The following is a 23,540-nucleotide window of genomic DNA, read 5'->3' as shown; positions in this document are numbered from 1 at the left end:
TTGGGACCTAGCCAGGAAAAGCGGGCCCCAGCCGACCCTGAAGGCCATCCAGGGCCGCCACCACTGCCTGCGCGCGCACCGCCGAACGGTCCCCGGTGAAACGATGGGTCGCGGCGTGTTCCCAGCCGTCTGCGGCCCAACCGATCGCCACCGTGCCCACCGGGCACTCCGGGGTCCCGCCCGTGGGCCCGGCAATCCCGGTAACGCCGATCGCGATATCGGCACCGCTCACCGCAAGCGCCCCGCGCGCCATCGACAGGGCCGTGGCCTCGCTGACGATGGTGTTCCCATCCAGGCGCTCCCAGGCGACTCCCAGCAGCCTGTGCTTGGCCTCGGGTGCGTAAGTCACGAACCCATAACCAAACCAGGCCGAACTGCCAGGGACATCGGTCAGGGCCGCGGCCAACAGGCCGCCGGTGCAGGACTCGGCGACGGTTACCGTCTGTCCTGCAGCCGCCAATCGCGCGCCGACCGCGGCCGCCAGGGTCCGGATCAGGGCGTGCCGCTTGCCATCCATAGGCCTCCGTGGACCAGGAGCGCGGCATAGAGGCCGGCCCATACATCGTCAAACATGATGCCATAGCCGCCCGGCAAGGCCTCGAGGCGCGCGATCGGAAACGGCTTTACGATATCAAACAGCCGGAACAGGCCAAAGGCCACCGCAAACCAAAGGACTTGGTGCGGAACCGCAAACAGGGCCACACCCATCCCCGCGACCTCATCCCAAACCACCATCGGCGGGTCCTGCCGCCCGAGGACCCGGGCCGCGCGCGCCGTGACCGGCACACCGATAATGATCGCGGCGGCGAGCAATACGGCATAGAGTCGAAGCCCCCAGGACCCGGCCGGCCACCACAGCGCGAGCGCCACCAGCGAGCCCATGGTGCCCGGGGCACGGGGCGACCAACCTACCCCGAGGCCGGTCGCCCACCACACACTAAAGCGATCCCGCATCATCGAAATGGTTGTAGCCGGCGCGCGCCGGCGTATAGGCGCCCTGACCATCGTGCAGGGTAAGCCCCGCGCCGGCGACGATATCGCCGATGTAATGCAGGCCGCACATCAGGCGTGATGCGACCCCCGCCAAGGCCGGCACGCGCTCGGGCGGTACCGTAAAACAGAGCTCGTAATCATCTCCGAAGACCAGCGCGGGATCGTAGCCCAAGGTCGGGAACGCCGCGTCGTAGGCATCGGACAGGGGCAGCCGGCGCAGATCCAGCCTCGCGCCCACGCCGCTCGCCTTCAGGATATGGCCGAGATCGGCAACCAGCCCGTCAGAGATGTCGATGGCCGCCGAGGCGATACCGATCAGCGCCTGCCCCTCATGGATCCGCGGCCACGGACGGTCGAGCCGGGCCAGCACCGACTCCTGGAACTCGGGCGGCAAGGACAGGCGTCCGGCACGCAGGAAAAAGCCGAGCGCCGCCTCCCCTAACAGGCCCGAGACGTAGACGCGATCGCCCGGTCGCGCCCCATCGCGGCGTAGCGCTGTCCCCGGCGCCACGGTACCAAGCGCAGTGATGGTCACCGCAAGCGGTCCGCGTACGGTGTCGCCACCGATCAAGTCGAGACCCACGGCATCGGCGAGCGCAAAGAGGCCGTCACGAAAACCGGCAAGCCACCTGCGATCGACCGCAGGCAAGGTCAGACTCAAAAGAAACGCCAAGGGGCACGCGCCCATGGCCGCAAGATCACTCACATTCACCGCGAGCGCCTTGTAGCCGACATCAAAACCCGGGGCCGACGGCAGAAAATGCACGCCCTCTATCAGGGTGTCGGTGGTCACGGCAAGCGTGTTCGCGGCCCCGGCCAGGGTCAACAGGGCGGCATCATCGCCGACCCCGAGGACCACCTCCGCGTGCCGCGCCGGGCGCGTAAAGAACTCTTCTATGAGATCGAATTCATCCACTCAACGGCGCCCCCCGGGGGCGCGCACGACTTTGGCCACGCCGTCGAGCACGGCGTTCACGAACTTGTGGCCGGCCTCACCCCCGTAACGCTTGGCAAGCTCCACCGCTTCGTTCAATACGATCCGCGGGCCGATCTCGAGACGATAACACAACTCATAGGCACCGATGCGCAGGATGGCGCGCTCGACCGGGTCGACCTCGGCAATGGCGCGATCGAGGTGCGCGCTCAGCAAACCATCGAGCTCCTCCACATGCACCGGTACCTCGCGGATCAGTTCTGCGAAATAGGCCTCGTCGACGCCACCGGTACTCTCCGGATCGCGTAGAAATAGCCGGCCTATGTCATGGGGGGCTGGGCGGTCAGCTGCCACTGATACAAGGCCTGCAGTGCCTGCCCGCGGGCGCGCGAGCGCGCCCCGCTCATGAGTGTCGCAGGCGGCGCAGGACGTCGACCATCTCCAGGATCGACAGGGCGGCCTCGGCCCCCTTGTTGCCGGCCTTGGCCCCCGACCGGTCTATGGCCTGGGCGACGGTATCGGTGGTCAGTACGCCCAAGGCCACCGGGACGCCGGTCTTAAGGCCGACCTGCGCGAGCCCTTTCACGCATTCCCCGGCCACGAAATCAAAGTGGGGCGTCGCGCCGCGGATGACCGCGCCCAGCGCCACGAGGCCCTCGTAGACACCCGCCTCCGCCATCGCTTGGGCGGCTAGCGGCAATTCAAAGGCCCCAGGTACGCGCACCACGGTAATGGACTCGGGCGCCGCCCCGTGGCGGCGCAGGGTATCGAGCGCCCCCTCTAGAAGGCGTTCGCCCACGAAGGCATTGAAACGCGCCAGGACGATGCCAAAGCGCGCCTCCCCCGCCACCAACGATCCATCGATCACGCGCTCGCTACTCATTCCTTCCCCCTGGGTGTCACGTATTCCACGACCTCCAAATGAAACCCGGCGAGACCCGGCGTCTTGCGCGGGTGCCCCAGGACCTGCATCTTGCGCACCCCGAGATCCAGCAGGATCTGGCTCCCAAGACCCACGGTGCGCATGATCTCACGCCCCGCGCCGAGGGGGGCCACCGGTTCCGGGATCGGACTCTTGAGGCGCGCCAGTGTCGACGCCGTGGGCGCCGGCTGATCCAGCAACACCACCACCCCACGCCCGGCGGCCGCGACATGACGCAAGGCGCCGGCAAGCGTCCACGACGGTGCATGGACATCGCTCACGAGATCCAGGAGGCTCTCCTGGACGTGCACGCGTACCGGCAGCGGCTGGGCATCGATCTCGCCACATACGAGCGCCAGATGGACGCGGTCCTCGATGTCATCGTGGTAGGCCACCTGCCGGAACGACCCGTGGACGGTCTCGATCAACCGCTCATCCAGGCGGTGTACGCTGGAATGATGCTGTAGGCGATAATGAATGAGGTCAGCGATCGTGCCGATTTTCAGGTGGTGCTCGGCCGCGAAGCGCTCGAGATCCGGCTGACGGGCCATTTCGCCATCATCCTTCAGGATCTCACAGATGACCGCGGCCGGCTCGAAGCCCGCGAAACGGGCCAGATCGACACCGGCCTCGGTATGGCCGGCGCGCGCCAGGACGCCGCCGCGTCGGGCCATGATCGGAAATATATGGCCGGGGCTCACGAGATCGCGCGCCTTGGCCTGCGGGGCGATGGCGGCGCGAATGGTGGCGGCCCGGTCGGCAGCGGAGATGCCGGTGGTCACGCCCTCGGCGGCCTCTATGGAGGCGGTGAAGTGTGTCGCATAACGCGAACCATTCTCCTTGACCATGGGCTCGAGCCCCAGCCTTTGGCAGCGCTCTGGGGTTAAGGTCAGACAGACGAGACCGCGCCCGTGGCGTACCATGAAATTGATGGCCTCGGGCGTGACCGCTTCGGCGGCCATCAGAAGGTCGCCTTCGTTTTCACGGTCGGCGTCGTCCATGATGACCACCATGCGGCCGGCCTTGAGTTCGTCTATGATCTCGGAGATAGGGCTTATAGGCATGAACGTGACACTGCAACCGACGAGCTGACCGGGCCCGAATTATGACTGACCGGGGGATGGAAGTCGATGGAACCGCATAGAACCGGCCGCAATGAACCACGCGCCTCACTGATTGAGCCCGGGCGGACCCTGGGTCCCTATCTGGTGTTGAGCACCCTGTCTTGCGGGCCGCGCAGTGTAGTCTACATGGCCCAGGACTTGAGTCTGGACCGGCCCGTAGCCTTGAAGACCGCCCCCCGCGGCGCCATCTCGGTGATCGCCGAGGGGCGGGTGCTCGCGCGCTTTGGCCATCCCCATATCGTCACCCTGCACGGCCTGTGGTCCGAGCCCTCGGTCCTGATCCTCGAATACCTGGTCGGCGAGACCCTGAAGGCCCGCCGTGAGCGCGTCGGGACGCTGGCCGAGGATCGTGTGGCACAATGGATACAGGAGGTCTTGAGCGCACTCGAGGCGGTTCATGGTCAAGGGCTCGCCCACGGAGCGATCCGCGCCGACAACATCTTTCTCACCACCGACCAGCGTATCAAGCTCCTGGATTTCCGGCAGACGAGCCTCGGCGAGTCCCCGCCCACCCCGGCTGACGATGTGCGCGCCGCAGGCCGCCTCATGCAGGAACTCCTCGGGGCCGAGGCCGGGACTTTGACAGACGTCGTGCGCGGGGCGCTCCTGGGACGCTACCCCACCGCCCGCGCCCTACGCCTGGCGGTGGCCGCTGCCCACCGGTCGGATGACACCGATACAGCCGCCGTGGACACGGGGCCCCGGGAACCCGCGCCACCACCCGATCAGCCGGCCGACGGCCGCATGGCCCCCGCGGCGCCGACCACCGGCGCATTCGCCGCCGCCCTGTCGGCCGCCGAACTCTCCGACCTCTTCGACGAGCCGTCGATCAACCCGATGCTGCCGGCCTTCCACGAACGGCCCGGTTGGGGACGGCCACTGGCCGGGCGCAAACGCCTGGGGCTTGCGGTCGCGCTCGTCGTGGCCCTGGTACTGCTCGGGGTCAAGCTCGGATGGCCCCATCGCCAGGCGGCCCTGCAGCCGGTCGCGCACATGGCCCATACGGTCGTGCGTATGGCCCATGGCGTGATGCCCAAAGGTGCTAGGCCTCGCTCGACGATAAGCCCCGCGGCGAGGCCGGCTACCACCCCGGCACGCCCTGGTACCGCCCACCCCAAGACTGTCATACGCCCGGGAGCCTATGCCGCATTGGCGCACGCTTGGGGCGGTTAGCCTCGTCCTGGTAGCGGTCGGCTGCGTTCCGCTCCCCGCGCATCCCCACCGGACCTCGGCTGCGGGCTGCCGGGTAGGCACGGCGTGGTCCACGGCCTACGCACGGACCCATATTTTGGGCATGTTGGCCCCGGGGGAGATTCAAGTCTTGCATTATCGCCTCTTGGTGCGCCCACGACGCGGCCGACCCTGCGGCTCGCTGGTCCTGACCAAGGAGCTGGCGCTGCGGCGCGGCACAGGCCCCCTGCATATCGTCGAGATCCGTGATTTCTATACACATGGCCGGCTGGTCGCCAATCACCGCGCCTTCATAGGCCATGAGATCACAGGCAGTGGCGTCTATGAGGCGCGCGTGACGCTGCCGATCCCAAGACAGGCACCACCCGGGCGTTATGAGGTCGTGAGTCTGCTTTATGCCCGCTGGGGACAGGGGTCACCGACGCTGATCGCGCGTGCCAGGACCCGATTCACGGTCGCCCCATGAACTCCGGCAGCAGACGCTCCAGATAGCGAGCGATCAGATCCACCTCGATATTCACCGGCGCGTCCGGGACGAGCCCACCTAGCGTCGTGGCCGAAAGCGTATGGGGTACGATAGCAAAATGCGCAACGGTGCCCTCTATGGCATTGACCGTGAGGCTCACGCCATCCACGCATAACGACCCTTTGCGTGCCACGTAGCGCGTCAGGGCCTGCGGGATCTCGAGTGCCAATCTCCGCCCATCCCCGTCGCGCTCGAGCCGTAGGACCGTGGCCACCCCGTCGACATGCCCCGTGACCAGATGTCCGCCCAGCGACTCCCCCACCTTCAAGGCGCGCTCAAGGTTGAGCGCATGCCCCGGCCGCAGGGACGACAGGGCCGTACGCGCCAGGGTCTCCGCGGACAGGTCGGCACAGAAACCCGATGCCGAACCCTCCACGAGGGTAAGGCACACACCGTTTACGGCAATGCTCTCACCGAGCACCCAGCCATTAACGGCCCACTCCGGCGCATCAATGGTCAGCCTGGCCCCGGTCGCGCGCGCGACGCGCTGCACGACCGTGCCGCGGCTTTGGATCAATCCTGTAAACATGGCATGCCCCTCCCCGTCACCGCGGACTGCGCGGGCCCTCACGTCTCGGGGGTCAATATCAGGCGCAGATCGCGCCCTACGCTGCGCACCTCATCATACCGCCAGGCCCTCGCCCCCGAAAGCTTGGCGAGCGTGAAATCGGCCAACGGGCGCCCGTTACCAAGGAGCATGGGCGCCACATAGAGCCGCAATTCATCGATCAGTCCTTGGTCGAGGAGGCTTGCGAGCAGGGTCGGTCCGGCCTCGACCAACACATCGTTCACGCCCCGGGCCGCGAGCGCCCCAAGCCCGGCGGCAAGATCCACCTGACCGGGTGCGCCACCCACCGCCACGACCTCGGCGCCCGAGGCGCGCAGGCGGTCACCGTGCGGCCCGTCCGTCGTCGTGAGGACCATAAGGTCGGCATCCCCGGCGAGAATCCGGGCGTCGGGCGGTATCGCCAGACTGGAGGTGACGACCACGCGCAAGGGCTGGCGGGGCGCCCCCTCATGCACCGTAAGCCGCGGATCATCCGCGCGGATCGTGCCTGTACCGGTCATGACGGCACCCATCACCGCGCGCAACCGTTGGACATCGGCACGCGCCGCGGCCCCCGTGATCCACTGACTCTCGCCGCTTGCAAGCGCCGTGCGCCCATCAAGGGATATCCCGGCCTTGGCCACCACGAACGGGCGGGCGCGTACCGCTCGCGATATGAAGCCGCGATTCAGACGGGCGGCCTCCCCTTCCATGAGGCCCACGTCCACGGCCACACCCGCGGTCCGCAACGCCTCGAGTCCGCGCCCCCGGACGCGCGCGTCCGGGTCCTCCATGGCGGCCACCACGCGCGCGATCCCGGCCGCGAGCAGGGCATCGGTGCAAGGTGGGGTACGGCCGGTATGACAGCATGGCTCGAGGGTGACATAGGCCGTCGCCCCACGGGCCGCCCCACCCGCCTGCGACAAGGCCAGGCGCTCGGCGTGCGGTTCGCCGGCACGTTGATGATACCCTTCGCCCACGACCCGATCGCCACGCACGATGACGCAGCCTACCCGCGGATTGGGGTGGGTGGTGGCCATGCCCCGACGGGCGAGTTCCAGGGCGCGCGCCATGTAGACGCTATCGCCGGCCGCGCTCACGACTTCGAAGACAGCCCGGTGACCTCCTGGTCCTCCAGACGCTCCACCTCCTCGCGAAACGCGTTTAAGTCCTGGAAGGCGTGATAGACGGAGGCGAAGCGTACATAGGCGACCTTGTCGAGCACACGCAGCTGCTCCATGACCCACTCCCCGATCTGGCGGCTTGCGATCTCACGCTCACCGCTCCCCATGAGCGAACGTCGCACATAGGCCACGACCGCATCGACCTGCGCGGCATCCACCGGCCGCTTTTGAAGCGCGCGCTGGAGACCGGCACGCAGCTTGGCCTCGGCGAACGGCTCGCGACGCCCGTCGGACTTGATGATCTGCGGGAGGCGCAACTCGGCGTGCTCGAAGGTCGTGAACCGTTCGCGACAGGCCAGACACTCGCGGCGCCGGCGCACGGCATCCCCCTCGTCTGCGAGGCGGGAATCTATCACCCGCGTATCCTCGGCAAAACAAAAGGGGCAGCGCATGGCCTTAGATCACGACGTCTTCGCCGTAGACCGGGAAGCGTGCGCACAGGTTCGCCACCTCGCGACGCACGCGCGCCGTCAGCTCCTCGTCGCTCGGCCGCTCAAGGATGTCACACACAAAGCCCGCCAGGGCGCGCGTCTCGCGCTCCCCAAACCCGCGCGTGGTTATGGCAGGGGTGCCCAGGCGGATACCACTCGTCACAAACGGCGACCGTGGATCATTGGGCACAGCGTTCTTATTGACTGTAATATAGGCGCGGCCGAGGGCCTCCTCGGCCTCCTTGCCGGTCACCGGCCGCTCGATGAGATCCACAAGCATCAGGTGGTTGTCGGTACCGCCGGAGACGACCTTGAAGCCGCGACTCATGAGCATATCGGCCATCGCCTGGGCATTCTTCACCACCTGCTGCTGGTAGGTCTGAAACTCCGGCGTCATGGCCTCGGCGAACGCCACCGCCTTGGCGGCGATCACATGCATAAGTGGACCACCCTGGGTCCCCGGAAAGATCACGCTGTTCAGGCGCTTCTCGATCTCGGGATTGGCGCGCGCGAGGATCAGCCCCCCACGCGGCCCGCGCAAGGTCTTGTGGGTGGTCGAGGTCGTGACGTCGGCGATACCGACCGGACTTGGGTAAAGCCCGGCGGCGACGAGGCCGGCCACATGCGCCATATCCACCAAAAGGTAAGCCCCCACCTCGTCTGCGATCTCCCGGAAGCGCGTCCAGTCGATGACCCGCGAATAGGCCGAGAACCCGCCTACGATCACGCGCGGCTTATGTTCGCGCGCGAGTCTTGCGATCTCGTCATAATCGATCAGGCCGGTCTTGGGGTCCACGCCATAGCCGATGGCATGGAAAAGCCGTCCCGAGAAATTCACCTTGGCCCCATGGGTCAGGTGGCCCCCGTGCGCAAGACTCATCCCGAGAATCGTGTCGCCGGGATTGATGAGCGCAAGATAGGCCGCGGCATTGGCCTGCGATCCGGAATGCGGCTGTACATTGGCGTAGTCGGCGCCGAACAAGGTGCGCGCCCGCTCTATGGCCAAGGTCTCGACCACATCCACGTACTCGCAACCCCCGTAGTAGCGCTTGCCAGGATAACCCTCCGCATACTTGTTGGTCAGGCACGACCCTTGCGCCGCCATGACATGCGGACTCGTATAGTTTTCGGAGGCGATCAGCTCGATATGATCCTCTTGGCGTCCGCGTTCCTTGGTCATCGCCTCCCACAGCGGGCGGTCGATATTCTTCAAGCTCTTCTCGCTAAACATCCGGTTCCTCGTTCTGGCGACGATCGTCGACGCTACAAGCCCCTTTAGGATACCTGATCTCGAACCGCCGTGCATGACCCCGCGCGGCCTCGGGCGCCGGATCCGGCCGCGAAGGGCCCTGCAACCCAGCGCGTCGGCGCGCCCACCGCAACCATCAGCCCATGGCAAAACGGGTGGCCACACGGCCGCATCGACCCGGGTGGCCGTGACCGGGCCTTGCGCGATGCAGGCGCGAATCCGGGACCCCGCGCGACGTCGGTCGGACCGGGATTGGCCAAAGTCGCCCCAGAGACTTAAAATCCCCCGGCCATGGCGCAGAGCGGGTAGGGTCGTGGCCGCCTGGGCGTGGGCGGCGGTGACCACCGGTCCTACGGCCAGCCCCGCCGGGCCTACGGCCGACCCTGGGCTGGCCCGAGATGAGCGGAATGGCCGGGGTCTGGCCCCGCCCCGGTGAGCCTTAACCCCCCTTGCGGGGACCCTCCTGAAGGACCACCGGTCCCCTGGGCCCCTGGGGCCTGTCCGGATCGTACTGGTCCCGGTCCCTGGGGATCCGGGTGCGGTCCCCGCAGCGGTCCCGCCAGGGCGGGCGCCCTATCCGCCCAGAATCGCGGGCGATGGGTCGGTGTGGGCGTGGCCGCAGAGAGATGCCGGGGCTTCGCTGATCGCGCGCCTCTTTGTCCCGCTGGGGCTTGCGCCATCGCGCCCTATCGGCTTGTGTGGAGGGCCATCCGGGGCGTCCGCCCATCACGGACGGCCATCGCACATCGTTAAGGCCGTGCGCGACCCACGGACCACCGATCTCCTTCTACCAGAACTTCCAGAAGGTTTTGGTCGATAGCTTACGCTCTACGCCCTTCGAGAGCAGGAAGGGGACGTAGGCCTTGTCGGTGCCCAGGATATGGTGGGTCAGCCACCCGCGCAGGAAATGCAGCAATTCGAACGTGACGTTGCTGTTTTCGTCTTTGATCTTGCGCTGGAATCCCACGATCTGTTCGATTAGTTTCTCGTGTTCCTGATGGTGGGGTCCGTACCCCGGATAGCCGAGGATGCGAAACAGGCTTTCCTCCACCGTAAAGTGCACGCGCGTATATTCGATCAACTTATCGAGGATGGCCACGCACGCGGTCGATGCCCGTCGCTGCGTGATGGCCTCATGGAGTTCGTTCAATATATTGACAAGCTCCTTATGCTGTCTATCGATTTCCTCGATTCCGACACTCAAATCATCCGTCCATGCCAGTAATTGTTCCATCGAAGATACACCTTGGTAAGATTTATGAGACGATGACGTCGGCCAGTGTATATCTCTTTGGGAGTATGCGTTTTTGAGGAATATCAAAGGCAGGGGAGCAACCTCTTTGCCTATTCCCGGGCCACGGACGCGCCAGTGCCCCTACCGAAGGGCGCCTTCGGGGCACACGCGGTATCAGGATGATCAGCGGTTCTGGGAGGCGCCGCGACGACGCTCCGCCGAGAGGTAGGCCCCATACTGGAAGGCCCGTTCCAATAGCAATGGCGGCAGGATAAAAAGATCGTACAAGGCGCTCAGGGTATCGGCAACGCCCGACACCACGCGTCCGGCAAGCCGAAACCCGAAGGCAAGGATCCTCACAAGGGCCTCCAGGACGACCCCGGAAACCGTGCGAAGGGCATAAATAAACGCCTCCAACGGGATCGCCACCAAGGCCATGAGACACGGGAGCACGACGGCCAATAGGCCTTCGGCGACGGTTAGAGATGGACCCCAATTCTTGGACACTAGCTTAGGTGATTATCTGCCCTTACAGTAACGCAACAAGGAGCAGAAATCCTATGAGCAAGACACGACGCAATCACGCCCCGCAGTTCAAGGCCAAGGTGGCCCTTGAGGCCCTGGCCGGGGAAAAGACTATCCATGAGATCGCAGCCAAACACCAGGTCCATCCGAACCAGGTGACCCAGTGGCGCCGGCAGTTGATCGACCAGGCGGCGAGCATTTTCGGCAAGCCCACGGGGACGACACCCACCAGCGATCGCGAGGCCTTGCTGGCCAAGATTGGAGAGCTTACGGTCCAGAACGATTTTTTCGCACGAGTGCTCGGCAAATGACCACGGCTGAGAGACTCCAACGGGTCGAGCGCGAGAATCCGGTGGTGCCGATCGCACGCCAATGCGCGTGGCTTGGCGTGCCCCGCTCGAGCGTGTATTACCAGGGGAAGCCTGTGGTCTCCGAGGACGATCTGGCGCTCATGAAGCGGCTCGATGCCCTCCACCTCCAGCACCCCTTCCTGGGCTCGCGGCGCCTGCGGGACCGGCTCGAGCGCGACGGCGTGTTCGTAAACCGCAAGCGCATCCAGCGGCTCATGCAGGTCATGGGGATCAAGACCCTGTACCCCAGGCGCAAGACCAGCGCCCCGGGTCCGGGTCATCGCATTTATCCCTATCTTTTGCGAGGCATGACCATCACCCGGCCCAACCAGGTCTGGTGTGCGGACGTGACCTACATCCCCATGGCCCGGGGCTTTTGCTATCTCGTCGCCATCATGGACTGGGCCACGCGTGCGGTGCTCGCCTGGCGGCTGGCCACCACCCTGGAGGCCGACTCCTGTGTCGAGGCCCTGGAGGAGGCCCTGGAGCTCTATGGGGCCCCGCAGATCTTCAACACCGACCAAGGGGCGCAATTCACCTCCGAGGCCTTCACAGACGTCCTGAAGGCCCACACGATCGACATCAGCATGGATGGCAAGGGCTGCTGGCGTGACAACGTGTTCGTCGAGCGGTTGTGGCGCTCTGTCAAGTATGAGGAGGTGTATCTCAAGGCCTATGCATCGATACCTGAAGCACGGGCCTCTCTTGCAAAATACTTCCATTTCTATAATCATGAGAGGCCCCATCAAGCACTGGATCGACGGACACCGTGGGAGGCTTACACCACAGCGTCCTGGGATCTAGCCGCTTGACCAACCCGGCAGATAATCCACCTAAGGATCGGGAGATTCTGTCCAGGGGTTGGGGTCCATCTCAGTTTGCCACAGCGGGAGATCGGGGACCATCGCCGCCTTCATGGCCGGTACACCGGGAACGGCGCTCTCGCGCACGAAGGCCAGTACGGCCTGCAGTGCCGCGAGCAGGACCAATACGATGATGGCGCCGGCCGCCGCGGTACGCCGCGTGCGCCCGGGAAGTCCGGCCACCACGCCAAAAAGATGGGTGACATTGAGGGCATCGAACAACACGATGCCGACCACCACCTCGATCGCGACCAGGGTCGCGGCCGCCACTTGCGCGGCCGGATGGCCCGCCACCGCCAGACCCCGCCCGACACCAAGCCAGTGCAAGGGAACGCCGATAAGATGGGTATTCATGAGCGCGGCCCCGCCGGCCACCAGCAATACCAGGCCCGCAGCCATCAGGCGCGATGCCGCCGAGGCGACCAGCGCGCGATCCAGCGGGGGCGCATGCTCGGACAGGGCCTGGTAACGTTCCACGGCCTCGTGGATTCCGAACGCCGACTCCGCGACCTGCGCGAGCCGGTTGTCGACATGCTCCAGCCGCCTCGCGACCACCTGCCACATGAATTGGGCCCGGGCCAGGAGGCGGTGGCGCTCGGCGGCGACCTGGCGGCGCTCGCGCAACGCCTGCTCTTGTGCATTCTGGACCAGTACCTGGAACCCCGCCTGGACACGTTCGGCTACGCCATCGTCTCCGGTCTTGAGGCGTGCCACCGCGCTGACCGCCTTGGTCCATTCCGGCGAGGGCTGCGGGACCTCCCCGGACCGCTGAAATTCCGCCTCCCACTGCGCAATCTGACGCAACAGGGCCTCCTGCAAGGCGGGGAAACCCTGGACATCACGCCGCACGATCTCATCGAGACGCGCCCACTCCCGCTCGACCTTCAAGGCCGCGTCGGTCCGCGCCTGGGCCTGCAACAGGGCACGGTTGCGCCTGTGGATGTCGGCCGCGCCCGCGCCCAGGAATCGGGCGACGAGCCTCAACGGGTGGCGCGTCAGGCGCGCCAGCGCGCGTACGCCTTTGTGGAAGTTAGGCCGGCCCAAATAAAGGACGAGCCAAGCCCCGACCACGACCTCAACGGCCGGCTCTCCTGGCATCCAATAGGAAATGTCCATACAGCCTACCTCCGAAAATCACGGGGTAGGCATTGAATACCACAGACGAGACCGCCACGCCAAGCAGGCCCGATGGGCCGGGCCTGGTACAAGACCGGCGGCTCATGGGCGCTCGGCGGCGGCCTTGCGCGCCACCAGGTCCTCACGCTTTAAGCCCAGCCACATGACGATGGGGCTTGCCACCAGCACTGATCCGTACGTCCCGACGACGATGCCGACGGTCATGGCCAGGGCAAAACCAAACAGCACAGGCCCCCCCAGAAACAACATCGACAATACCATCATTTGGGTCAAAAGGTGGGTCATGACGGTACGCGAGAGCGTGCGCGTGATCGCGCTATCGATGACCTCCGCGGTCGTGCCCGTGCGCATGCGCCGGAAATTCTCGCGGATCCTGTCAAATACCACCACCGTGTCATTCACCGAGTACCCAAGGACCGCCAGGATGGCCGCCAAAACGGTCAATGAGAAACTGATATGAAAAAGTGCGAATACCCCAAGCACGATGACGACATCGTGTATGGTCGCCACGATCGCCCCGACCGCGAACCGCCATTCAAAACGCAAGGTGAGGTAGATCGTGATCCCGAGCGCCACGAACAATAGTGCCAACGCGCCTTGATCGGCAAGCTCCGAACCCACCTCCGGACCCACGTACTCGACGCTGCGCAGACTCGCCCCCGGATAGCGGGCCGACACAAGACGCAAGACCCGCACCGCCAGTGCCTTGCCCTTGGTGGCGCGCGTGGGCAGACGAATCAGGACCTTGCTCGCGGTTCCGTAGTTCTCAACGCGCGCATGGTGATAATGGTGCGCCATGAGCAGCCGGCGGATGGCCGACGGTGGCGTTGCCGCCTTAAACTGGAGCTCAATCACGGTGCCGCCGGTGAAATCCACGTTCAGATTGAGGCCGCGCGCTATGAGTGCCGCGACCGCCACCGCAAAAAACACGAGCGATACAAATACCGTGGTACGCGCGTAGCGCATGAACGGCAGATCACGCTTTATGCGAAAGAATTCCATCAGATGCCCACGTGCGCCAGACGACGGCGACGCCCATAAACTGCATTGACGAGCGCCCTCGTAACCAGGATGGCGCTAAAAAGAGAGGTCAGAATGCCAAGGCACAAGGTGATCGCAAAACCCCGGACCGAGCCAGACCCCAACCAAAAGAGCGCGAGACCGGCGATGAACGTGGTCATATTCGAGTCCACGATGGTCCCCATCGCCTTATCGAATCCGGCCGCAATCGCCGCCTGCGGCGAGTTCTTATTACGCAGCTCCTCGCGTATGCGCTCGAAAATCAGTACGTTGGCGTCGATGGCCATGCCCACGGTCAAGGCGATACCCGCGATTCCCGGCAGCGTCAGGGTCGCCTGCAGGACCGAAAGAACGGCCACGAGCAAGACCACGTTGCTCGCCAGCGCGATCGCCGCGAGTACCCCGAAGGTCCGATAGTACACCGCCATGAACACCGCGATCGCGAGGAATCCAAACAAGGTCGCATAGAATCCGCGAGTGATATTGGCCGCCCCCAGGCTTGGTCCCACGGTGCGCTCGGCGATGATGCTGACCGGTGCCGCAAGCGCCCCGGCGCGCAGCAGGAGCGCGAGATTGCGGGCCTGGCGAACACTACCGATACCGGTGATCTGGAAACTGCCGCCCAGGGCCTCACGAATGACGGGCGCTGTGATCACGCGCTCGATCTTGCGCGTCACGCGTACGCGCCGGCCGTCGGGCCCGCGTATCGGGACGCCTTGATCGTTACGCTTCAAATGGGACTGGACCTCCACGTACACGACGGCCATGCGCTGGCCGACGTTATGGCGCGTGACGCGGGCATTGATGGCGGCACCGCGACCGTTAAGAGTAATGTTCACGACCGGCTGTCCGGTCTGAGGATCGACGCCGGCCGAGGCGTTGGTGATGTCGTCACCGGAATACAAGACACGGTCATAGAGCAGGATCGGCTGGCCATGCCGGTCATAATAGATCCGTGTCCCCGGCGGGGCGCCGTTGGAGACCGCCGATGCCAGACTGTTCTTGCTGTCCACCATGTGGATCTCGAGGGTCGCGGTGCGCCCCAGGATCTCCTTGGCGCGCGCAATGTCCTCGACACCCGGCAACTCGACCACGATGCGCGACTGCCCCTCCTGCTGAATGACGGGGGCGGCGACGCCGAGCTCATTTACGCGCCGGCGCAAGGCCGTCAGGTTCTGCTCGAGCGCGTAATGTTGCCTGGCGGCTATGGCCGCGGGGGTCATGACCGCGCGCAGGGTATGATGAGGCCCCGAGCTAACGGCAAGATCGGTAAATTGCTGCGCCATGAGACGGCGCGCCTCATGCGCCTGTACAACGTTGCGAAACCGCAGTTCCAGGACCCCGGTCTTGGTAAGCCGCGCCTCGCGGTAACGAATATGGTGATGGCGCAAGGCTCGACGCAGCGCGCGGACATCTTCCACGAGCGTTTTGTGCAAGGCCGCATGCATGTCGACGCGTAACAGAAAATGGACCCCGCCGCGCAGATCGAGCCCGAGATACATGGGACGCGCACCGAGCGCACGCAACCAGGATGGGGCGGCGGGCGCCAGCGCAAGCGCCGTGTGAAATCCGGGGCCGAGCTTCTGGCCGATGAGGTCGCGAGCGCGCATCTGTACGCCGGCTCGCGTGAAACGGACCTGGACGCCCTTGGCGACCCGGCTTATGCGTTTATACGGGAGTTGGGCGGCCGCCAATAGGCGGCGGATCCGGGCCACGGTCGCGTGATCGACCACAGCACCGTGGGCGGCCTGGATCTCGACGGCGGGATTGTCACCGTACAGATTGGGGAGCGCATAGATGAGGCCCAGCACGACGACAAGCCCTATAAGGGCATTTTTCCACCAGGGGTACTGATTCATCAGGCTATTGCACCTTCCCGATGGTACCCTTCGGCAACACCAGCTGCACGGAAGATGTTTGAATCTGTACCGACACCCCGGAGGCGACTTCGGCCTTTGAGTATTGCGGTCCGACCTCGGTCAGCCGGCCAAGCAGGCCGCCGGCCATAACCACCTCATCGCCCACGGCGAGCGCGGCCAGCATGGCCCGCTGTTCGCGGGCGCGCTTGCTCTGCGGCCGCATGATCAGGAAATACATCATGACCACGATCAGCACGAAGGGCAGGAACTGGAACAGACCGGCGGCCCCTTGCGGGGGCGCGCCGGCGGCGGGCGCGGCTGCCCAAGCATTACTTATGACGTGTATCATGATTTCCCTTTAAACAGTGGTGGTGATGGCCGCCGTCTCATCCTCCGGAAGCCCTCCGAGGGCGCGCGGCGGCCGTTTATGGCGCGTACGATAGAACGAATCGACGAATTCCTCCAGCGTTCCCGCCAAAATAGCCGCACGCAGGCCCGCCATCAAATCTCCGTAATAGGTCAGATTGTGCAACGTGGCCAGCCGCGCGCCGAGCATTTCCCCGGAACGTTGCAGGTGATGGAGGTAACTGCGGGTGGTATGCGTACATGTATGACAGCGGCATTCGGGGTCGACCGGACCCAGGTCGCGGGCATAGCCGCTATTGCGGATCTTTACGACCCCGGTGCGCGTAAATAGCCAGCCATTGCGGGCATTACGCGTCGGCAGGACGCAATCGAAGAGGTCGATACCGGCGCTCACTGCGGTCACGATATCCTCGGGCGTGCCTACACCCATAAGGTAACGGGGCCGATCGGCCGGCAAAAGCGGGGCGCAATGCGTGACCAGCCGGTACATGTCGCCCTTCGACTCACCCACCGACAGTCCACCCAGGGCATAGCCGTCGAAACCGACGCCGACAAGCGCGCGTGCCGACATCTCGCGCAGGTCCTCATAGAGCCCCCCTGAACGATCCCAAAGAGCGCGCCAGGACCATCATAGGCAGCACGGCTGCGCTCGGCCCAGCGCCCGGACAACTCCATGCTCGCGCGCGCCTCGCCAAAGCTCGCCGGGTGGGGGGTGCATTCGTCGAACACCATGGCGATGTCCGAGCGTAGCGTGGCCTGCGCGGCCATCGCGAGTTCCGGCGTCAACATCAACGGGCGCCCGTCGCGCGGCGAGCGGAATGCGACGCCCTGTTCGCTGACCTTGCGTAGCGCCGCCAGACTGAAGACCTGAAATCCGCCCGAATCCGTCAGGATCGGGCCCTGCCAGCCCATGAAGCCATGCAACCCGCCATGCGCCGCGATCACCTCGAGGCCCGGCCTTTCCATGAGATGGAAGGTGTTCCCAAGGACAATGGCGGCACCGCTGCCGGCGACCTCGGCGGGACTCATGCCCTTGACGGCCCCATAGGTGCCAACCGGCATGAACGAGGGCGTCGCCACAACGCCGTGGGCAAGCGACAGCTGACAGGCCCGGGCGCGCCCGTCGCGGCCCAATTCGATGAAAGGAACAAGGGACATGCACCTACGCTAGCGCAAATGCTCGCCGTTTTCCACAAGCACGCCGCGGATCGTCTGCTCGAGCTCGTGCAACTGGTAGGGCTTGGTGATCGCGGCGCGGAAACCAAACCGCGCGAAATCGGCCATGATCGGATCATGGCAATAGCCGCTCGACACGATCGCCCGGACATCGGGATCGAGCGATCGCAATCGCCGCAGGCACTCCTCGCCCCCAACCCCGGCGGGCACGGTGAGGTCCAGGATCACCGCCGCGAATGGGCGGCCTTCGCGCAAGGCCTGCGCATAATCCGCTACCGCCTGTGCACCGTCTTGCGCGGCGGACGTCTCATAGCCCAAATAATCGAGTAGTGCGGCCAGCAATGTGAGGAGTGCCGGCTCGTCATCCAGGATCAGTATCCGGTCCCGTTGGCGCTGGCGCGGGACCGGCTTGGCAGGCGCCGTCGGCGCCGCCTGGGCCGGGAGGTACACCTCGAACTGCGTGCCCCGCCCCTCCTCCGACTCCACCCTTATAACCCCCCCATGCCGACGGATTATGGAATAGGTCGTGGCCAACCCAAGGCCGCTGTGCCCCTCCCTGGTCGTAAAGTACGGATCGAAGATCTTGGTGAGATGGGCCTTGGGGATACCATTGCCGGTATCAGCGACCAGGATGCGCACGTGAGGTCCGGGGGGCAGTACCTGCGGGTCCTCACCGGCGGTCTCGGCGTTGCGCGCCTCGATGTGAATAATCCCGCCGGAAGGCATGGCTTGCGCGGCGTTGATGACAAGGTTGCTGATCGCCTGACTCAATTGTCCCGGATCGAAGGCCACGGTCCAGAGATCATCAGCCACGACGACGTGGCATTTGGCCTTGGAACCGGCGAGCGCGAACGGCACCGTCTCGCGCAGCAGTACCGCCAGCGAACCCTCGCGCTTTACAGGTGCCCCACCGCGCGCAAAGGTCAAGAGCTGCTGCGTGAGCCCGCGCGCTCGCCACGCCGCCTTTTCGGCCTCAGACAGGGCATGGTTTACACGATCTACGCCTGGCACCAGCATCTTGGCGAGCGTAATATTCCCGATGACCGCGGTCAGGATATTGTTGAAGTCATGCGCGATGCCGCCCGCCAAGACCCCCACGGACTCAAGCTTCTGCGCCTTCAGGGCATCTTCCTCCAACCTTTGATGAGCGGTGATATCTCGGAACACGGCCACGGCACCCACGCTCTGACCCGCCGGGTCGCGTATCCGTGCCGCGGTATACACGACCAAGCGCTCGCTGCCGTCACGGGCGCGCAGAAGCCGCCGCTCACCGAGGCGTGGCTGCTCGTCTTGGCGTAACACGCCCCCGACGATATCCAAAAGTCGTTGGCCGGAGCCCATATCGTGTAACGGCACGACCTCGTCAACCGGTTTCCCCAGGGCCTCCCGCTGGGGCCAGCCCGTCAAAGTCTGCGCGACATGGTTGAAGAGCGTGATATGTCCGGAAGTGTCCATCGTCACCACCGCCTCGCCAAGACTGTTCAGGGTCACCGCCAGCTGCTCCTTCTCGCGCGCCAGGAGTTCGTTCGCGGTCTTCTCGCGGGTAATATCGATGCCGGCGGCAATCCACTCGCGGCAACACCCGTCCTTGTCGAAAAGCGGCACGATACGCAGGATCACAGAACGATACCCGCCCTCCGCAGAGGCAAGATCGGCCTGCAGGACGATGGCCTGCGGCTCCGGCCCGAAACACGGAAACCGGGCCCGCAAGGATTCGCGATCACGCGGATGCAGGGCCTCCATCCAGCCGTAGCCGACCACATCCTTCGGCGATTGGCCGGTGAACGCCCGCCAGCCCGGCAGGTCGTCGCGGGCGCGGCCCTCGGCATCAAGACTCCAGACGATCTGCGCCGAGGCCTCTATGAGCGACCGGTAACGGGCCTCGCTCGTGGCCAGCGCCTCTTCGGCATGGCGGCGCTCCTCGATCTCTTCGCGGGCCTTACGGTAGAGACGGGCATTTTCCACGGCGATCGCCCCTTGTTGGGCAATCTCCGTGGCAAGCGGCAGGTCCTCTTGTGTGTAGCGACGCGCGCCCGGACCCGATAACACGAAGGTGATGACGCCCACGGTCCGTCCACGCGCTTTGAGCGGCAACCGGATAAGGGAGCGCAGCTTAAGGGAGGCAAAAAAGGCGCGCGCCTGCGGGTCTTTTACAATCGCATCGATCATGCCCTGATCGATGTCCGTAATAAGCTGCGGCTCTCCGGTGCGTACGACATCGAGCGCCGTCCAACGACTGACCTCGACATCCGGCCTGCGGCTTACGATGGCACGCACGAGATCGGGATTTGTGTGAGACAGGCTCGCGCGCTCGAGGCCTCCGGCATCGTTCACGACATCCACCGCGCACCAATCTGCAAATGTCGGCACCACCGCCTGGGCAAGGCTCGAGAGCGTCGACTCATAATCGAGGCTCTCGGTGATGCGGCGCGCAACCTCGCTCAAAAACCGCCAGGAATTCTCGAGACTCTGTGGTGCTCGCAATAGGACACAGTCACCATACCAACGCCCGGCGTCCTGTCCCTCGCCCCTTTGCCGCGCCTCAAGTCGGCACCAGGACCACTGGCCGCCGCCGGCGCGCAGACGTGCCTCTATCTGGAAATGGCCGCCCGTGGATATCGCCTGCTCCCAGGCCAGGCGCGCGCGCGGCCGATCGGCGTCATGGCTGAATGCGATCCAGCCATGACGTTTGAGATCAGCGACCGCGAGACCCAGGACCCGCTCCCATTCGGCATTGTAATAATCGATGGTACCGTCGGCTGCGGCCGACCAGACCATGTGCGCAAGGCGGCCGGCGGCCGCCGATATCACGTCCACCTCACGACCAGGCTCCCCGCCCAGGGCGGTAGTCTTAAGGCGCCGTGATGCCCCAAGCGCGCCAGCCAGCAACTCCACGATGCGATCGTCGTCGGGAGGGCTTATCGCCCAGCGCGCCCCTTGCGAAACCGCGCTATCTCGTAGGCCCGAGACAAGCGTTGCGGCACCCGCGTCATCGGCCACGAACAGGACGTAGGTAAGGGGTGCTGCGCCATAAACCTGCTCGGCGACCGCGAGCGGAGCCGGGGTATCGCTCGTTACGATGACAACGGCGGGCCCGTCATGGGCCGCCACGCGGCGCACAACCTCCTCGGCCGTCCCGACATGGAATGACGCTGGGCTCGCACGCTTCACGGTACTGACGACCCGCTCGAAACAGGCCCCCCCGGGCGCATCGACGACAAGGATGGTGTGCGACAAATTATTGGTCCTGACGGGAGTCCCAGCATTAACCGGACTCGGCTCCGGAACTATCGACCAAAGGTCTCTCCGTCTTTGGTCGGCCCTCCTCGAACGGTCCGCCTTCTATTTATTCTCTCGGGCCGCGCGCCATAAGAGCATGGCATCGCCATAACTAAAGAAACGATAACGCATCATCACTGCCCGACGATAAGCATCCCTCACCCGGTCGGCCCCGGCGAACGCGCACACCAGCATTAAAAGTGTTGAATGTGGCAAATGAAAGTTGGTTATAAGCCCTTCGGTGACCCGAAACTGGAACCCCGGACGAATAAAAAGATCCGTATCCCCGATATACGGCCTCAGTGTCCCGGACGCCGCGGCCGCCTCCAGGGCCCGCGCGGTCGTGGTTCCGACCGCAATCACCCGTCCGCCATGCGCCTTGGTGGCAGCGATCGCCGCTACCAAGGCCTCGGAGACAATGATGCGCTCGGGGTGCAGCCGCCCTTGCGCCAGGGTCTCGGGGCGTACGGGCCGAAAGGTCCCGGCACCCACATGCAACGTCACGAAGGCAGTCTCCACACCCTGTCCGGCCAACCGCGCGAGCAGCGCCTCATCGAAATGAAGCCCGGCCGTGGGCGCGGCCACGGCCCCCGGGACGCGCGCGTAGACCGTTTGATAACGGGTCCTATCATTCTCATTGTCGGGCCGCGTGATGTAGGGCGGCAGGGGCACGTGGCCGACACGCTCGATCAGCCCCATGAGGTCGTCAGCCCCGCTGAACATGACCTCTGTCAATTCACCGGTCCGCCCCAGCACCGTCGCATAGAGCCCGCCCTCGAGCGTGAGCACCTCGCCGGCGCGCGGCGATTTACTGGCGCGTAGCGCCACATGCGCCCGCCCACCATCATCCAGAAAACGCTCCAGCAAGAGCTCCACACGCCCGCCCGTGGGGCGCCGCCCGTAAAATCGCGCCGGCACCACACGGGTATCGTTGAAGACCAGAAGATCGCCCGCCAGAAGATATTCACCCAGGTCCGCAAATTGGCGGTCCGCCAAACCCCCATCATCAGCGCTGACGACCATGAGGCGGCTCGCACTACGGGGCGAGACCGGCGTTTGGGCGATCAATTCGGGGGGTAGGTCGTAGTCAAAGAGATCTGAGGTCATGGCGCCGGGATTATACGGGAAAGGCGAGCCCAGTACTGTTGTCCTGTCGACAAACCCGTTATACTGCGCGCGCGCCGGGATGGCGGAACTGGCAGACGCGCCGGACTCAAAATCCGGTGGTAGAGATACCGTGTGGGTTCGACCCCCTCTCCCGGCACCAATAAAATCCAGCATTTAGCGCATATTCGCCGCCACCATAGACAAGCCTGCATGGCATTCGAGACACTGGTGAGACAATTCCGCAAGAAAAGTGTCCCCTGCCGACATTTATCCAGCGTCCCGGCCCGAACGGTAAGCGTGTCCGGCAAGTGAAAATCCCTCGGCGGGGCTTCCGCCGCAATCTGGACCATTCGATAGCAAATCCAAGGTAGAGGTCTGGGCGCGCCAGATCGAGCGGGAGATGGATCGTGGGGTCTTCGTTTCGCGCACCGAGGCGGCATCGACCAGCCAGACCGAGGCCTGGGACCGTTACCTCCGTGAGATCACGCCGACCAAGAAACCGTCGACAGTGGCGCGCGAGAAGAACCGCGTGAAGACCTTAGCCGCCCTCCCCTTCGCCCGTCGCTCCCTGGCGTCCATCAAGGGCTCGGACATCACGACGTTCATCTGGGGCCGGCAAGCGGAAGGTTTGGGCGCCAATGCCATCCGCCTCGACCTCGCTTTACTCTCCCACGTCTTCACGGTCACAGGCTCCGCCTGGGGCATGGAGCCCCTGGGAAACCCCGTCAAGCGGATCCGGGGCCAGCGTCCCAAGCTCCCGGGCGGCAGGACAAGGCGACTGGTCGATGATGAGCATCGGCGCCTCGTCGAGGCCGCCGCAAAAGACCAAGATGCGAGCCTCCCATGCGCCGTGCGGGCATGGCCCCTCGAGCGGGCCTGCATGGCCACCAGCATCGAAGGCCTGACCTTCCACGATCGGCGCCATGGGACGACCTCCCGGCTCTTTGAGACGGGGTTGAACCCTGTGGAGGTCGCGGCGATTACCAGTCACAAGATTCTGCAGATGCTGAAACGGTATACGCACCTGCGGGCCGAGGATCCGGTAGGGAGATTGGGGTAGGTAACCGGCGCCATAGGGCTGGCACCGGTTGTCGTAGTGGGTTATTTGTGCTTGTGGCCGCGATGGTTCATCCAGGCCAACACAAGCCCTCCAATGCCAATAAGGGCAAACCAGCCCAGACCAATATAGAGCTGTTCGATGGGGATGTTCATGCCCGTTCCCTCATGATCAATACCGCCCCGCTTTCTATCAAAACAAAGATGGTGACCGCCAGGAACACAAGCAACCAATCGTGGCGCTCCAGCCCACCCGTGTAACCAAAAAAACCGAACTCAGCCACAGATGCGATGCGCAGCGTGTCGGCTATATGCTTGGCCTGTTCGTCGTTGAGTTGCATCTCGTATATGTCCCAGCATATCCGCCCTTTCTGTCATGCTCAAGCCTCGCCCATTGCGGGCCGAATGGGCCGTTCGGCCCACAATGCGGCCTATCCCCGGCGTGCCGGTATGGCGGAGAGATCTAT

At 64.9% G+C, this 23,540-nt stretch carries 23 protein-coding genes, 1 tRNA gene and 1 pseudogene; 5 read left to right on the top strand and 20 right to left on the bottom strand.

What is annotated here, in order from left to right:
• Positions 1 to 7: 7 nt before the first annotated feature.
• From C4900_RS04750 to ribBA, 6 genes are read right to left on the bottom strand one after another with little or no spacing between them, the layout of a single operon-like run.
• On the bottom strand, positions 8 to 517 hold the full coding sequence (locus C4900_RS04750) for a CinA family protein (RefSeq protein WP_065970281.1): 510 nt from the start codon (positions 515 to 517) through the stop codon (positions 8 to 10).
• A complete protein-coding gene (locus C4900_RS04745) occupies positions 493 to 957 on the bottom strand; it encodes a phosphatidylglycerophosphatase A family protein (protein WP_065970286.1) in 465 nt (154 codons plus the stop codon). The genes C4900_RS04750 and C4900_RS04745 overlap by 25 nt, the downstream gene beginning before the upstream one ends.
• The gene (gene thiL / locus C4900_RS04740) at positions 938 to 1,909 is read right to left on the bottom strand and encodes a thiamine-phosphate kinase (RefSeq protein WP_065970288.1); all 972 of its coding nucleotides are present in this window, start codon (positions 1,907 to 1,909) and stop codon (positions 938 to 940) included. Before thiL ends, C4900_RS04745 begins: the two co-directional genes overlap by 20 nt.
• Positions 1,910 to 2,281, bottom strand: a complete 372-nt coding sequence (nusB, locus tag C4900_RS04735; RefSeq protein ID WP_114282426.1) for a transcription antitermination factor NusB — start codon at positions 2,279 to 2,281, stop codon at positions 1,910 to 1,912.
• 49 nt (positions 2,282 to 2,330) lie between these two features.
• Complete coding sequence (ribH, locus tag C4900_RS04730) at positions 2,331 to 2,810, bottom strand: 6,7-dimethyl-8-ribityllumazine synthase (protein WP_065970292.1); 480 nt, start codon at positions 2,808 to 2,810, stop codon at positions 2,331 to 2,333.
• Positions 2,807 to 3,913: a bifunctional 3,4-dihydroxy-2-butanone-4-phosphate synthase/GTP cyclohydrolase II gene (gene ribBA, locus C4900_RS04725; RefSeq protein ID WP_065970295.1), complete on the bottom strand. Its 1,107-nt coding sequence runs from the start codon at positions 3,911 to 3,913 to the stop codon at positions 2,807 to 2,809. Before ribBA ends, ribH begins: the two co-directional genes overlap by 4 nt.
• A gap of 66 nt (positions 3,914 to 3,979) precedes the next feature.
• Here ribBA and C4900_RS04720 point away from each other — a divergent pair, with 66 nt between their 5' ends.
• Together C4900_RS04720 and C4900_RS04715 are read left to right on the top strand one after the other, a co-directional pair.
• Positions 3,980 to 5,146: a protein kinase domain-containing protein gene (locus tag C4900_RS04720; RefSeq protein ID WP_065970297.1), complete on the top strand. Its 1,167-nt coding sequence runs from the start codon at positions 3,980 to 3,982 to the stop codon at positions 5,144 to 5,146.
• Between the two features lie 148 nt (positions 5,147 to 5,294).
• The gene (locus C4900_RS04715) at positions 5,295 to 5,630 is read left to right on the top strand and encodes a hypothetical protein (RefSeq protein WP_141689270.1); all 336 of its coding nucleotides are present in this window, start codon (positions 5,295 to 5,297) and stop codon (positions 5,628 to 5,630) included.
• Here the strand turns inward: C4900_RS04715 and C4900_RS04710 are convergent.
• The 6 genes from C4900_RS04710 to C4900_RS04685 all read right to left on the bottom strand — a co-directional run bounded on the left by C4900_RS04710 (position 5,614) and on the right by C4900_RS04685 (position 10,797).
• Complete coding sequence (locus tag C4900_RS04710) at positions 5,614 to 6,219, bottom strand: riboflavin synthase (RefSeq protein ID WP_065970301.1); 606 nt, start codon at positions 6,217 to 6,219, stop codon at positions 5,614 to 5,616. The genes C4900_RS04715 and C4900_RS04710 overlap by 17 nt on opposite strands.
• 38 nt (positions 6,220 to 6,257) lie before the next feature.
• The gene (ribD, locus tag C4900_RS04705; RefSeq protein WP_065970320.1) at positions 6,258 to 7,310 is read right to left on the bottom strand and encodes a bifunctional diaminohydroxyphosphoribosylaminopyrimidine deaminase/5-amino-6-(5-phosphoribosylamino)uracil reductase RibD; all 1,053 of its coding nucleotides are present in this window, start codon (positions 7,308 to 7,310) and stop codon (positions 6,258 to 6,260) included.
• A gap of 23 nt (positions 7,311 to 7,333) precedes the next feature.
• Positions 7,334 to 7,813: a transcriptional regulator NrdR gene (nrdR, locus tag C4900_RS04700; protein WP_065970303.1), complete on the bottom strand. Its 480-nt coding sequence runs from the start codon at positions 7,811 to 7,813 to the stop codon at positions 7,334 to 7,336.
• Positions 7,814 to 7,817: 4 nt separating this feature from the next.
• Entirely contained in the window at positions 7,818 to 9,083 is a 1,266-nt protein-coding gene (gene glyA / locus C4900_RS04695; RefSeq protein ID WP_065970305.1) for a serine hydroxymethyltransferase, read from the bottom strand.
• Positions 9,084 to 9,888: 805 nt separating this feature from the next.
• Complete coding sequence (locus tag C4900_RS04690) at positions 9,889 to 10,335, bottom strand: bacteriohemerythrin (RefSeq protein ID WP_114282424.1); 447 nt, start codon at positions 10,333 to 10,335, stop codon at positions 9,889 to 9,891.
• Positions 10,336 to 10,518: 183 nt separating this feature from the next.
• Positions 10,519 to 10,797, bottom strand: coding sequence for a hypothetical protein (locus tag C4900_RS04685; protein WP_147267120.1), 279 nt, complete (start codon positions 10,795 to 10,797; stop codon positions 10,519 to 10,521).
• Between the two features lie 98 nt (positions 10,798 to 10,895).
• Between C4900_RS04685 and C4900_RS04680 the strand changes: the two genes are divergently transcribed.
• A protein-coding gene (locus C4900_RS04680; protein ID WP_114282420.1) for an IS3 family transposase occupies positions 10,896 to 12,022 on the top strand; the annotation gives its coding sequence in 2 pieces (ribosomal slippage) (positions 10,896 to 11,157 and positions 11,157 to 12,022; 1,128 coding nt in all).
• A gap of 21 nt (positions 12,023 to 12,043) precedes the next feature.
• Here C4900_RS04680 and C4900_RS04675 read toward each other — a convergent pair.
• From C4900_RS04675 to queA, 7 genes and pseudogenes are all read right to left on the bottom strand, one after another.
• Positions 12,044 to 13,189, bottom strand: a complete 1,146-nt coding sequence (locus C4900_RS04675) for a hypothetical protein (protein ID WP_114282418.1) — start codon at positions 13,187 to 13,189, stop codon at positions 12,044 to 12,046.
• Between the two features lie 102 nt (positions 13,190 to 13,291).
• Positions 13,292 to 14,212, bottom strand: a complete 921-nt coding sequence (secF, locus tag C4900_RS04670) for a protein translocase subunit SecF (protein WP_065970311.1) — start codon at positions 14,210 to 14,212, stop codon at positions 13,292 to 13,294.
• Entirely contained in the window at positions 14,212 to 16,089 is a 1,878-nt protein-coding gene (secD, locus tag C4900_RS04665; protein ID WP_114282416.1) for a protein translocase subunit SecD, read from the bottom strand. Before secD ends, secF begins: the two co-directional genes overlap by 1 nt.
• 4 nt (positions 16,090 to 16,093) lie before the next feature.
• Complete coding sequence (gene yajC / locus C4900_RS04660) at positions 16,094 to 16,438, bottom strand: preprotein translocase subunit YajC (RefSeq protein ID WP_065970315.1); 345 nt, start codon at positions 16,436 to 16,438, stop codon at positions 16,094 to 16,096.
• Between the two features lie 9 nt (positions 16,439 to 16,447).
• A pseudogene (gene tgt, locus C4900_RS04655) lies at positions 16,448 to 17,613 on the bottom strand (tRNA guanosine(34) transglycosylase Tgt).
• 9 nt (positions 17,614 to 17,622) lie between these two features.
• The gene (locus tag C4900_RS04650; RefSeq protein ID WP_114282414.1) at positions 17,623 to 20,868 is read right to left on the bottom strand and encodes a PAS domain S-box protein; all 3,246 of its coding nucleotides are present in this window, start codon (positions 20,866 to 20,868) and stop codon (positions 17,623 to 17,625) included.
• A 105-nt stretch (positions 20,869 to 20,973) separates the two neighbouring features.
• Positions 20,974 to 22,017, bottom strand: coding sequence for a tRNA preQ1(34) S-adenosylmethionine ribosyltransferase-isomerase QueA (queA, locus tag C4900_RS04645; protein WP_114282412.1), 1,044 nt, complete (start codon positions 22,015 to 22,017; stop codon positions 20,974 to 20,976).
• Between the two features lie 73 nt (positions 22,018 to 22,090).
• On the opposite strand from queA, the gene C4900_RS04640 reads away from it, so the two are divergent.
• Both C4900_RS04640 and C4900_RS04635 read left to right on the top strand, forming a co-directional pair.
• Positions 22,091 to 22,177 (top strand) — tRNA-Leu (locus tag C4900_RS04640).
• A 240-nt stretch (positions 22,178 to 22,417) separates the two neighbouring features.
• Positions 22,418 to 23,077: a tyrosine-type recombinase/integrase gene (locus C4900_RS04635; RefSeq protein WP_114282410.1), complete on the top strand. Its 660-nt coding sequence runs from the start codon at positions 22,418 to 22,420 to the stop codon at positions 23,075 to 23,077.
• A 148-nt stretch (positions 23,078 to 23,225) separates the two neighbouring features.
• On the opposite strand, the gene C4900_RS04630 is transcribed toward C4900_RS04635, so the two are convergent.
• Positions 23,226 to 23,414: a hypothetical protein gene (locus C4900_RS04630; RefSeq protein WP_065969182.1), complete on the bottom strand. Its 189-nt coding sequence runs from the start codon at positions 23,412 to 23,414 to the stop codon at positions 23,226 to 23,228.
• Positions 23,415 to 23,540: the final 126 nt, after the last annotated feature.

The organism is Acidiferrobacter thiooxydans (genome assembly GCF_003333315.1).
Taxonomy (GTDB): domain Bacteria; phylum Pseudomonadota; class Gammaproteobacteria; order Acidiferrobacterales; family Acidiferrobacteraceae; genus Acidiferrobacter; species Acidiferrobacter thiooxydans.
The sequence above is the reverse complement of the archived record's forward strand: the minus strand, read 5'-3'. Positions and strand labels throughout refer to the sequence as shown.